This is a genomic window from Pseudomonas sp. NPDC096950, from assembly GCF_044762525.1.
Classification (GTDB): Bacteria; Pseudomonadota; Gammaproteobacteria; order Pseudomonadales; family Pseudomonadaceae; genus Aquipseudomonas.
The window spans coordinates 102,298-116,175 of sequence record NZ_JBIWEL010000004.1 but is presented as its reverse complement, the minus strand read 5'-3'; the positions used below and the strand labels follow the sequence as shown (position 1 = coordinate 116,175).

Sequence of the window (13,878 nt, the reverse complement as noted above, 5' to 3'; positions counted from 1 at the left end):
TAGTGCACGACTAAATCGATTCAGCGTGGGTGAATTATTAAAACCTACACGTTTATAGGTGTATGTAGGGGGATACAGGGACAGGCATGTCACAAAATTGGCGTCAATAAGCATAGAAGTCGGCCTCCGTGCCGAGAGAAACATTTGTTCGAAACTAGCGTTTGTCAGCGATATAAGCATTTGAAAGGTAGAACCTTTTTTGAAGTACGCAAGCTCATCGGAATAAATGATGTCCAAATGGCCATCATTTGTAAGTTGTAGGACAAATTTGTAGGACAAAGCCGACCAACGGTCGGCTTTAAACGGGTTGTTATTTGGATTTTCCCTTCAGTGCGTAGGAAATTGCCTCACCGAGGGCATTGACGTACGGCGCGCGTACCAACGTGTGGTGCGTGCCTGGCAGCGCTTTGATCGTCACGCGCTCACCCTGCAAGGCTCGCCAACCCAATGTCGGGTCGGATCGCTCTTGCTGGGTCGCCGTGAACAGCGAAACCGTCACCGGCAACTCAGGGCTCACGTAGGCAGCCACGGCCAGCCGCGTCGCGTAGGCCACCGCCAGATGAGTGCGTAACATCCCGGCGTCGATCCCTTGACTTAACTCTTCCGGCAGCAAGCCATGGGTCGTGCAACGTGCAAGCATCGGCTCGATCTCGCCGTTCGCCACCAGCGGCGACAGTTGATCGAACAACGCGGCGTCCATGTCCTCCGGCAGCCACGACATCAGGAACTGCGCTTCCGTCAGCACTTCGCGTTCCTCCGCGCCGACATCGGCGGAGGTGTCGATGATGCCGATGAACTCGACCTGCTCGCCGCTGGCGATGACCTGACTGGCCATCTCATAGGCGATCAAGCCGCCAGCCGACCAACCCGCGAACCGGTATGGACCCTGGGCCTGTACCTCGCGAATCGCCGCCAGATAACGCGCCGCGATGGACGGGATCGTTCTAAGGGGCACTTCACCCGCCACGAAGCCCGTGGCAGCGAGGCCGTAGACCGGCACCTCGGGATCCAGGCTCGGCGCCAGGTCCCGGGCATAACCGACCTCACCACCGAGCGGGTGCACCAGGAACAGCGGCCGCTGGGAACCACCGCGACGGATCGGCACCAGGTTATTGCGCGACGTCGGTCGTGATTGCGTGTCGAGGGTGCGGGCGAACCCGGCGATGGTCGGTTCGACAAACAGGTCACGCACGGCGATGGGTTTGCCCAACACTTTGCGCAGTCGCGACGTCATCTGCACCGCCATCAGCGAAATCCCGCCGAGCCTGAAGAAGTCGTCGTGGCGACTGACCTGCTCAAGTTTCAGCAACTCCAGCCAGATCTTCGCGATGGCCAACTCGGTGTCACCTTGGGGCGCTTCGAAGGGCAGTTCCTGCACTTCAAGCGCTTGCGGGGCTGACTCGGACCGGACCAGCACCGGCAGCGCCTCAAGCAGTGCGCCCACCGGTTGTCGGGCGTCAGTGACCAGGGTTTCCAGCACCTGGACGAACAGCGCGATGATGTTTTCCACCGTGGCGGTATCGAACAGATCACTGGCGTATTGCAGGCTGCCGGTGATGGTCTCGACGTCATCGATCAGCGACAGCGACAAGTCGAACTGCGTGGTGGTGTGCGCGCTGTCCACCGATTGCACCGTCAGGTTCGGCAATTGCAGCGGTGCCGGCGGCGTGTTGTTCAGGCTCAGCATCACCTGGAACAACGGGCTGTGGCTCATGCTCCGGGTCGGCTGCAACGTGCTCACAACCTGTTCGAAAGGCAGGTCCTGATGGCTGAAAGCCGCCAGGGTCAGGCCTTTGATGCGGGTCAGCAAATCGCCGACGCTGGCCTCGGGCTCCGTGGTCACGCGCAGCGCCAGGGTGTTGGCGAAGAAGCCGATCAAGCCTTCCAGTTCGGTGCGTGGCCGGTTGGCCACCGGAGTACCGACCACCACATCCGATTGACCGCTCAGATGCGTCATCAGCGTTGACCAACCCGCCAGCAACGTCATGAACAAGGTCGAGCCCTGGGCCTGGCTGAAGGCGCGCAATCGGGTGCTGAGTGCTGGCGGCAACACGCAATCAATGATGCCACCGGCATAGCTTTGAACTGCCGGGCGCGGACGATCCAGCGGCAGATTCAACAGGCTCGGCGCACCGTCCAAGTGAGCACGCCAGAAGTCGGTCTGCGCCTGCAACGCCGGGCCGTTCAGCCATTGGCGTTGCCACACCGCGTAGTCGGCATATTGCAGCGGCAGGGCCGGCAACGGATCTTTCAAGCCTTGAGCGAACGCGGTGTACAGCACGGTCAGTTCATGGGCGAGCACGCTGTTGGACCAACCGTCCGAGACGATGTGGTGCAGGGTGACGAACAGCACGTGCTCTTCGTCGTCGAGCCGAACCAGATGACCCCGCACCAGCGGGCCGCTGCTCAAATCGAACAACTCGGACGCGTTGGCATCGCCGAACCTGGCGAGTGTCGCACCGCGTTGTTCTTCGTCAAGTTCCCGAAGGTCCTGTTCCAGCAGCTGGAAGCGCTGGTCAGCCGGCGCAATCTTCTGCACCGGTTCTCCGTCGATCAATTCGAACGTGGTGCGCAAGGTTTCATGGCGCGCCACCAGGCGATCCAGGGCCTGGCGCAATGCTGGCGTGTGCAGCACGCCGTTCAGGCGCAGGGCCAGCGGCAAGTGATAAGCCGCGCCCGCCGCGTGATCGAGATGGTCGAGGAACCACAACCGTTGCTGGGAGAACGACAGCGGCAGCCGCGCCTTGCGGTTGGCCAGTGGAATCGGTTGCGCTTCGGTCGGCACGGCGGCGTTGACCAGCGCGGCGAGGCCACGCACGGTCGGGGCGTCGAACAACTCGCGCAGGGTCAGTCGTGCACCGAGTTTGCGGCGCAGTCGCGACAGCAGTTGCACCGCGAGCAGCGAGTGACCGCCGAGTTCAAGGAAACCGTCGTGACGCCCGACCTGATCCAGGTGCAGCAGGTTCTCCCAGATGCCGGCGATGGCGATTTCGGTTTCACCTTGCGGCGCTTCATAGGCACGGCTGGCCAGGGAATCCTGACCCGGAGCGGGCAGGGCACGGCGGTCGAGTTTGCCGTTGGACGTGAGGGGCAGGGCGTCGAGTTGCACGTAGGCACTCGGCACCATGTACTCGGGCAGGTTTTTCAGCAGTTCGGCGCGCAATTGTTCAACGGTCACCGCGTCGCCACACAGATAGGCGACCAGGCGCTTGCCGTCCTCGGGATTGTCCTCCCGGGCGATGACCGCCGCTTCACGCACGCCAGGGCAGGCGAGCAAGGCGTTTTCGATCTCGCCCAGTTCGATGCGGAAACCCCGGATCTTCACCTGGAAGTCGTTGCGCCCCAGGTATTCCAGGGTGCCGTCGGCCTGCCAGCGGCCAAGGTCACCGGTTTTATAGAGACGTGCCTGCGGAAGGCTGGAGAACGGATCGGCAATAAAGCGCTCGGCGCTCATGTCCGGACGGTTGAGGTAGCCGCGAGCCACGCCGGCACCCCCGATGTGCAGTTCACCGGCCACACCCAACGGCGTCGGCTGGCCGTGAGCGTCGAGCACATGCACTTGAACGTTGGCGAAGGGCCGGCCAATGCTCGGTGTTTCGCCGAGGTCGCGGATCAGGTCGATCGTCGCATCCACCGTGGCTTCGGTCGGGCCGTACATGTTGTAGAAGCGGATGCTCTGGCAGTCGCGCAACTTGCTCCACATCGCCGCATTGATCGCTTCACCGCCGAGCAACACGCTCACCGGTTGATAGCTGTTGCGTTCCAGCAAACCGGCATTGAGCAGACCGTCGAGTTGCGATGGCGTGGAGTCGAAGGCGTGCACCCGATGCTGTTCGAGGAAATCGAGCAACTCGTTGCCACTGCCGCGAATCTGTTGCGGGATGATCACCAGTTTGTGGCCGGAAAACAGCTGCGAAATGCCCTTGATCGACATGTCGAAGTAGAACCCGGCGTTCAGCGCCACGGTGGCATATTCCGGGCAATGCTGGTGCGTGGTGCGTTGCAACACCTGCCAGAAGTTATGTACCGAATGATGCTCGACCATCACGCCTTTGGATTGCCCGGTAGAGCCGGAGGTGTAGATCACGTAGGCCAGGTGATTCGGGGTCAAGCCTGGAATAACCGGATCGAGATCGTAAACAGGATCATCGGCAGCCAGCAGCGATTCGCGCTCATCCAGCAACAACAATGGCGTTTCACCGACCGGCAATTGTGCGGCCAGGGCCTGTTGGGTCAACACTGCTAGCGGCGTGCTGTCGCTGAGCATGAATGCCATGCGTTCAACCGGATGCGCCGGATCGATCGGCACATAAGCACCGCCGGCCTTGAGCACGCCGAGCAACCCGACAATCATCTCCAGACTGCGCTCGGCACACAGCGCCACACGCTGATCCGGTTGCAGGCCGAGGGCAATCAGGCGTCGAGCCAAGTGGTTGGCCCGGCGGTTGAGCTGGACGTAGGTGAGTTGCTGATCCTCATGAACCAGCGCAGTCGCCTGAGGCCGTGCACGCACCTGGGCTTCAAATAGCGTGTGGATCGGCTGGGCCGGGGCGAACTCGGTGGCGGTGTCATTGAAGCTGTTGAGCAGTTGCTGACGCTCAGCCGCCGGCAGCACATAGAGTGTGTTGGCCCGTTGCGACGGATCACGTTCAAGCGCCTCGACCAGCGCCGTCACCGCATGCGCCAGGTAAGCCGCAATCCGCTGCGGATCAATCCCGGCAATCGACTGCGCCGTCAGCGAGAACCCGGTTTCCTCAGCCGCCACGGCAATTTCAATCGGGTAATTGGTCCGCGTTTCGGACTCCTCGAAACGCATGCCTTCCCAATCGCCCATTTCATCGACGCTCTCGCCGCCCGCCGTGACCATATCGCCATGGCGGCAGTTGAGAATGACAGTGAACAGTGGCAACGCCGAATCCACACCGCTGCAACGCTGGGCGAGGGCCAATGACGCTTGTTCGTGGGTCAGCAATTCGCTGAGCTGCTGATAAGCGTCCTGCACGATGGCGCTGACGCTACTGTCCTGCAGGCGAATGCGCATCGGCAAGGTGTTGATGAACATGCCCAAGGCATGATCGGCACCGGTGGTGCCTTGGGAACGCCCCGACAACACCGTGCCGAAGATCGCATCGTCGCGACCGCTGGTGGCCGCGACCACCAGGCCCCATGCGGCATGGAACAGCACCGATGTCGGCACCCCTTGGGTCCGCGCCGTGCGGTGAATCGCGGCGTTGACCTCATCACTCAGGTGCTCAATCGCCCGAGTCACACTGGCGCCATTGCCGCGTACATCCAGCACCCCGTAAGGCGCGGTGGTTTCGTCAACATCCGCCAGCAAACGGCGGAAGTAGGTTTCATGTTCCTCCTGGGAAATCGCCGCTGCCTGGGCGATGAAATTGCGATACGGCTGGGACGGCGGCAGGCTGTCGCCACGGCCGGCGAGGATGCTTTGGATCTCCAGCATGATCAGGCGCAGGGTCACGTTGTCGCTGATCAGGTGATGGTCGAGCAGGGCCAGCAGCCATTGCTCGCGGACCGGGTCATAGGTCACATACGCCGCGATCAACGGCGCGACCTGCAAGTCCAGGCGCAGATGATGGGTGTCGGTTTTATCGCGCAGCATCTGCAACGCGTCTTTACCGTCCGTGCTTTCCAGCGTGATGACCGGCAGTTGCGCTTGCCGATGAACGATTTGCACCGGTTGCGGCAGGCCGGACCAGCGCAAGGCACTGCGCAGGATGTCGTGGCGGTCGATGACTATTTGAACTGCGGCGAGGAAGTCGTCGAGCAGGCTGCGCTGGTCAAACAGGATCACCGAGCGCATCAGATACGCATCGCCTTCCGCCAGCAGCAAGTGGTGGAACAGAATCCCTTCCTGCAGCGAGGACAGCGGGTAAATGTCCTGCACATTGCTCGCGCCACCGGGCACGTCGGCAACGATCTGATCGATTTCCGCTTGGCTCAAGGTCAACAGCGGTAGCATCGATGGGTCGATAGCCTCGCAATCCGCTGGAATCAGATTCGGCGGCACGATAAAAGCCGCGCTACGTTCACCGGCCAGCACGGTCGCCATGGCCCGCAGCGTCGGGGCCGAGAACACGGTGCGCACATCCAGCAGCAACCCGGACTGGCGCAGCCGCTCGATCAGGCTGATGACCAGGAACGAATGCCCACCGAGTTCGAAGAAGTGGTCATCGCGACCCACCTGTTCAACCCCGAGCAGTTCCTGCCAGGCCGCCGCCAGTGCGGTTTCAATCGCACCTTTCGGCGCTTCATATTCACGGCTCACCAGCGCGGACAGGCCCGGCGCGGGCAGGGCGCCGCGATCCAGTTTGCCGTTGGTGGTCAGCGGCCAGGTGTCCAGCGTGACGAAGGCACTCGGGATCATGTGTTCGGCCAACACATCGGCCAATTGCGTGCGTAGCGTGGCCGATTCCGGCGCGGCGTTATCCTCGGCAATCAGGTAGGCCACCAGGCGTTTGTCGCCGGGCACGTCTTCGCGCACCGTGACCACGGCTTCGCGCACGCCAGGGCAGGCGAGCAGTTGCGCTTCGATCTCGCCGAGTTCGATGCGAAAGCCACGGATCTTGATCTGCGAATCGTTGCGACCGATATAGACGATTCCGCCATCCGCGCGATAACGCGCGACGTCGCCGGTGCGATAGAGACGCTGCGGCCCGTACGGGTCGGCGATAAACCGTTCGGCATTCAGTTCCGGACGGTTCAGGTAATTGCGCGCCACGCCGGCGCCGCCAATGTAGATCTCGCCGTGTACACCGACAGGCACCGGTTGTTGGTATTCATCGAGGATGCGCAGGCACAGGTCCGGCAACGCGGTGCCGATCAGGCTGGGTGCGCCGGTATCGATCTCGGCCTGCGTCACGGCATGGAACGTGGCGTGCACGGTGATTTCGGTGATCCCGTACATGTTCACCAGTCGCGTTTGCGCCAACGGTGTGCGGGTGATCCATGGACGCAGGCTGATAAAGTCCAGCGCCTCGCCGCCAAAGATCACCTCGCGCAACCCATGCACCTGGTTGCTGCGACCACTGGCGTCGATGAACTGGCGGAAGGCACTTGGCGTCTGGTTCAACACCGTTACGTTCTGGCGACAGACCAGGCCGTAGAACTCATCCGCCGAGCGGGCCACGTCGGTCGGCACGATCACCAGTTTGCCGCCATAACTCAACGCGCCCCAGATTTCCCAGACTGAGAAGTCGAAGGCAAACGAATGGAACAGCGTCCAGACGTCATCGCGATTGAAGCGGAACATTTCCCGGGTGGTGTCGAACAGCCGCGCGACATTGCCATGCTCGACCAGCACGCCCTTGGGCAAACCGGTGGAGCCGGAGGTATAGATGACGTAAGCCAGATGCTGCGGCAGGGTATCGACCACAGGATTGATGTCGAACGATGCATCCGACAGCGAATATTCGTCGCTCTCGGTATTCAACAGCACCACCCGGATATCCAGGGCCGGCAGCACGTCGAGGCAGTCTGGCTGCGCGAGCAACACCACCGGGGCGCTGTCGCTCAGCAGATAGTTGAGGCGCTCGGCCGGATAGGCCGGGTCCAGCGGCACGTAAGCGGCGCCGGCCTTGAGCACACCGAGCACGGCACAGACCATTTCCAGCCCGCGACCGCTGAGAATCGCCACGCGATCATCGGCTTTCACCCCCAGCGCCAGCAGTTGCGCAGCGATGCGGTTGGCTCGGCGGTTCAGCTTGCGGTAGCTCATGTGAACGTCGCCAAACACCAGGGCAACGTTTTCGGGGTGGGTGGCCGCGAACTGCTCGAAACGCTGATGAATCAGCAGCCCCGGCGCACGCACTTGCAATGGTGGACGCACCGCCGGTGAAGCCTGGCTCTGCGCCGGGCTCAGCAACGGCAAGGCACGCACCGCTTGATCGGCGTTGTCGAGCATGGCGCCGAGCAGGGTCTGGAAGTGCTGGGCGAAGCGCTCGACCGTCGCGCGGTCGAACAGGTCGGTGGCGAACTCGATCACACCGCTCAACTCGCCACCCTCATCGGCGAGGGTCAGCATCAGGTCGAATTGCGAGGTTTCCCGGGCTTGCGCCAAAGCGGTCAGGGTCAGCCCTGGCAACGCCAATTCGCCGCCGTCCGGGGTGTTGTTCAGCGACAACGCCACCTGGCACAGCGGGTTATGGCTCAACGCACGAGGCGGCTGCAAGGCGTCGATGACTTGCTCGAACGGAATGTCCTGATGTTCGTGGGCGGCGAGGGTGGTTTCCTTGATCTGCGCCAGCAACTGCGCGACGGTCGGGTTGTCTTGCAGCCGGACGCGCAGGGCGAGGGTGTTGACGAAGAAACCGATCAGCGCTTCGACTTCGGTGCTGCCGCGATTGGCGGTCGGCACGCCGATTACCACGTCGGGCTCGTTGCCCAGTCGCGCCAGCACCACCGACCACGCGGTCAGCAGGGCCATAAACAGCGTGACGTCGTGTTCCCGGCAGAACTGTTCCAGGCGTTCGCGCAGTTGCGGCGCAATCACCACCGGCACATCGCTGCCACGGTAGCTTTGCATCGCCGGGCGTGGACGGTCGGTGGGCAGGGACAGCAAGGTCGGTGCGCCGGTGAGGTGCTCACGCCAGAACTCGACTTGTCGGGTCAGGCGGTCGCCGCTCAGGCAACGGCGTTGCCAGGCTGCGTAGTCGGCGTACTGGATCGCCAGGGGCGGCAGCGGGTCGGGCTGTTGTTGGCTGAACGCGCCGTAGAGCGCCGCGAATTCCTTGACCAGCACGCCAATCGACCAGCCATCGGAGATGATGTGGTGCTGGGTGATCAGCAGGATGTATTCGTCATCGGCCAGGCGCAGCAGGCGACCGCGAATCAGCGGGCCGTTGTGCAAATCGAATGGCGCGTTGGCTTCGCTGTGACTCAGGCGCGCCGCCGTGTGACTGGCTTCTTCGTAAGGCAGGGTACGCAAGTCCTGCTCTACGAGGGTGAAACCGGATTCCGGCGCGGCAATGCGCTGCACCGGCTGCTCGCCCACCCGTTCAAACGTGGTGCGCAGGCTTTCATGGCGGGCTACCAGTTGATCGAGCGCAGCCTTGAGCGCGGGCAGGTCGAGTTCGCCGCGCAGCAACAGGGACGCCGGCATGTGGTAAGCGGTGCTCGCATTCGGATCGAGCTGATCGAGGAACCACAACCGTTGTTGGGAAAAGGACAGCACCAATGGCGCATCGCGGTCGACGACGGTGATTGCGTCGGGCAGGACTGACTCAAGGTTGCCAACGCTTTTCGCCAGTTCCGCCACCGTTGGATGGCTGAACAATTCCCGCAGCTTCAATTCGCCGCCCAGGGTTTGGCGAACCCGAGAAACCAATTGCGCCGCCAGCAGCGAATGCCCGCCCAATTCAAAGAAGCCGTCGTGACGACCGACCCGCTCCAGGCCCAACAACTCCTGGAAGATCAGCGCCAGAGCCTGCTCGGTTGGGCCTTCCGGCGCTTCGTAGCTGCGCTCGGACATGGCGTCCAGATCCGGTTCCGGCAACGCGTTCTGATCCAGTTTGCCGTTGGCGGTCAGTGGATAGGCCGTCAGGCTGACGAAGGCGCTGGGGATCATGTAATCCGGCAGGGTCGCGCCGAGTTGCAGGCGCAGCGCGGCGATTTCCAGCACTACGCCGGGTTGCGGAATCAGGTAGGCGATCAGGCGTTTGCTGCCGGTTTTGTCATCGCTGGCCAGCACGCGGACTTCAAACACGCCCTCGCAGGCCTGGAGTTTCGCTTCGATTTCCCCCAGTTCGATGCGGAAACCACGAATCTTGACCTGAGCATCCATCCGCCCCAGGTGCACGATTTCGCCATTGCCGAGCAACTTGCCCAGGTCGCCGGAGCGATACAGCCGCTCGCGGGGGCGGAAGGGATCGACGATAAAGCGTTCAGCGGTGAGTTCGGGACGGTTCAGGTAACCGCGGCCGACCCCCTGGCCACCGACGCAGATTTCCCCAGGCACCCCGACCGGCATCAGGCGCTGTTGCGCGTCCATGATGTAAGTCACGGTGGTCGGGATCGGCCGCCCGACATTGGAAATGCCCTCGGCGATATCCGCCGCTTCGAGGTGTTTGTAGGTCACGTGGACGCAGGTTTCGGTGATGCCGTACATATTGATCAACGCGACATGCGGGAAGGCGCGATGGAAAGCATCGAGGCGGGCCGGTTCGAGGCTTTCGCCGCCGAGAATCACGTAGCGCAGCTTCGCCAGGGTGACCTCCGGGCGGGACGTCGCGACGCCGCTCAATTGATGGAACGCCGACGGCGTCTGGTTGAGAACGGTGATGCCGTCGCTTTCGATAAACGCGAGGAAGTCCTGCGGATCCCGGCGCAGGGCTTCGGGCACCAGGCTCAGGCGGGCGCCATGCAGCAGCGCGCCAAACATCTCCCAGACCGAAAAGTCGAACGCGTTGGAATGGAACAGCGACCAGACATCATCGGCGTCGAAATGGAACGGTGTGCGGCTGTTGTGCAGCAGGCGGATGACATTGCGGTGTTCCAGCAACGCGCCTTTCGGCTGCCCGGTGGAGCCCGAGGTGTAGATCACGTAGCACAGATGATCCGGCGCATTGACGTTCGACAGGTTCACCGAAGCGCGCTGCACTTCAGGCGAAGTCTGGGTGCTCAGGGGTTTGGGATCGAACACTTCGATGCCCAGTTCGCCCAGTTCGACGGCCATGTCTGCCAGGGCAATCGCCTTGCGCGCGCCGCTGTCCTGCAGCACATACGCGATGCGGTCCGACGGCGATGTTGGATCGATGGGCACATATGCCGCGCCGGATTTGAGCACGGCGAGGGTGGCGACGATCATGTCCAGCGAGCGTTCCAGCAGGATTGCAACGAGGTCTTGCGGCACCACACCGGCGGCGCGCAACCGGCGGGCCAGTTGGTTCGACAGTTCGTTGAGTGCGCGGTAGGTCAGGCTTTGCGTGCCCATGCTCACCGCGATGCTTTGCGGCGTGCGCCGGGCCTGCTCTTCGAACATTTGATGCAGGGTGGTTTCTTCCGGGTAAGCGGCTTCCGTGTCGTTCCAGTCCAGGGCCTGGTGTTGCTGTTCGCGAGCATCGAGCAGCGGCACCTCATCGACCCGTTGTGCTGAGTCATCGGCGAAGGCTTCGAGCAGGCGCACGTAGTGCCGCATCATTTGCTCGATGAAGTCTTCATCGAACATCTGCGCGTTGTAAGTCAAGCGACCCATCCATTGCTGTTCACCGGCCTCGACCAACAGATGCAGGTCATTCTTGCCATAGCCCAGGTTGGTTTCCAGCGTCTGGACCGTCAGGCCGGCGACGATTTCCGAGGCCTTGGCGGCTTGTTCGAAGTTGAACAACACATCGAACAGCGCGGTGCGGCTCATGTCCTTGTCAGGATTCAGCGCCAGTACCAGTTGGTCGAACGGCATGTAGCGATGGCGCAGGGCTTGGGCCTGGGTGCTGGCGACCTGTTCAAGCAAGGCCTGCAACGTCGTGTGGTTATCGCAGGTGTTGCGCAGCACCGACAAGTTGCCGATCGGTCCGACCAGTTCTTTGACTGCCAGGTCTTCGCGGCAAGTGGCGGTGGTGCCGATCACCAGTTCGTCGTGCCCGGCATAGCGGCGCAACAGCGCGGTGAAGGCGCTGAGGGCCAGGGTATTGGCGCCGACGCCAGCCAGTTCGGCGGCAGTGTTCAGGCGATTGACCAGTTTGGTGTCGATCAGGAACGGGTGCGTCGCCTCGGCGTAGGTGTGCACCGCGTTACGCGGACGGTTCAGCGGCAGCTCCATCGCTTGCAACTTGCCGCGCAATTGATAGGCCCAGAATGAACGCAGGGTTTCGTTGACGGCAGCTGGAAACTGGCGCTGCCAAACGGCGAAGTCGCGGTAGTGCACCGTCAGTGCCGGCAATCGGGCAGGGCGGTCGGCGCAGGCGGCGGCATACAGTTCCAGCAGATCGCGGCGGATCACTTGCATCGACGCACGGTCGGCCAGCAAGTGGTGAACGGCAATCGCGAGCACGGCGTCGTGGTCGTCGCTGTGTACCAACGTGGCTCGCACCAGGCTGCCGCCATCCATTTGCAACGGTTGGCGCGTGGATTCCAGTGCCCGCGCGGCGATTTGTTCCGGCAGGGCTTGCACCACCGTCAGTGGTAACACCGCCTCGCCGTCGAAACGCTGCCAGGCACTGGCACCATCGGACACCACCCGGCAACGCAGGATGTCATGCCGGGCCAGCAATCCGTCGAGGGCGCTTTGCAGCGCCGGTTGATTGATTGCGCCACGCAGCTCCAGCAGCAGCGGAATGTTGTGATAGATCGGATTGGCGTCGTACAGATAGCCGGATTCGAAGGTATCGACGAACCAGATGCGCTCCTGGTGGAACGACAACGGCGTGCGTGGTTCTTCGGGTTGCGGCTGCACCGCCGGCAGGTTCAGTCCGGGGTCGAGGTCGAGGGCGCCGATGCGGGTTTGCGGCGCGTCGGTGAAGTAGCTCAACACCCGCTCGAAACGCTGGGCGATACGCTCAATCGTGGCCGCATCAAACAGCGCCGTCGAATACGACAAGCTGCACGACAGGCAGTCGCCGGAGTCATCGATGTGCAGCGACAAATCGTGTTGCGTCTGGTCCTTGCGCGACGGCAGGAATTCCAGGGTCAGGCCCGACAGGCTGAGGGTTTCAGCGTCATTGCCGGCGTTGGTGTAGAGCATGGTCTGGAACACCGGGCTGTGCCGGGTGCTGCGCGGTGGCTTGAGCGCTTCGACCACTTGCTCGAACGGGGTGTCCTGATAGACCGACGATTCCAGCATCAGCGTGCGGACTTGCAGCAACGCCTCGTCGAGGGTCGGGTTGGCGTGCAACCTGATCCGCAACGCCAGGGTGTTGACGAAGAAGCCGATCAGCGACTGCACGTCCTGCCGGTCACGATTGGCCGCGACGGTGCCGATCACCAGATCCTGCTGGCCGCTGATGCGCACCAACAGCACGGCCCACGCAGCCATCAAGGTCATGAACGGCGTCGCCGCACGGGATTGGGCGAAACGGGTGATGGCGTTGGACAGCTCTGCAGGCAGATCGAAACTCAGGGTCGCACCGCGATAATCCTGCACCGCCGGGCGCGGACGGTCGGTGGGCACCGTGAGCAAGGCCGGCGCGCCCGCCAGGTGACTGCGCCAGTATTCGATGTTCTTCGCCAACCGCTCGCCGTCGAGGTGACGGCGTTGCCATGCCGCATAGTCGGCGTATTGGATGGAAAGGGGCGGCAGCGGGTCCGGTTGCTGGCGGGCGAAGGCCTGGTACAGCGCGGCAAACTCCTTGACCAGCACGTCGATGGACCAGCCATCGGAGATGATGTGGTGCTGGGTGATCAGCAAACGGTATTCATCATCGGCCAGGCGCAGCAGGCGACCGCGAATCAGCGGGCCGTTCAGTAGATCGAACGGCGCAGCAGCTTCTGCATCGCTGATGCGTTCGGCGCTGCGGGCGGCTTCTTCGGCGGACAGGGCGCGCAGGTCTTCTTCGATCAGGCTAAAACCACACTCCGGGCTGGCAATCACCTGCACCGGCTCATCGCCCACCCGTTCAAACGTGGTGCGCAGGCTTTCATGCCGGGCGACGAGGCGGTCCAGAGACGCCTTGAGCGCGACGATGTCCAGCGAGCCACGCAGGCTTAGCGCCGCCGGGATGTGATAGGCAGTGCTGGCGGTCGGATCGAGTTGATCGAGGAACCACAAGCGTTGCTGCGAGAAAGACAGGGCCAATGGCGCGGCGCGGTCGGCGAGGCTGATCGTGTCCGGCGTTTCGGCGACCCTTGCCGCACCGCGTTGCTGGAGAAGACGCAGCAGCGCGGCACGTTTGAGCTGTTCCAGACTATCGTTTTGGCTGTTCAATT

At 62.6% G+C, this 13,878-nt stretch carries 1 protein-coding gene; it reads right to left on the bottom strand.

The window, feature by feature from the left end; all coding sequences use genetic code 11:
• Positions 1 to 310: 310 nt before the first annotated feature.
• Positions 311 to 13,876, bottom strand: a complete 13,566-nt coding sequence (locus tag ACIQY3_RS09380; protein WP_403018810.1) for an amino acid adenylation domain-containing protein — start codon at positions 13,874 to 13,876, stop codon at positions 311 to 313.
• Positions 13,877 to 13,878: the final 2 nt, after the last annotated feature.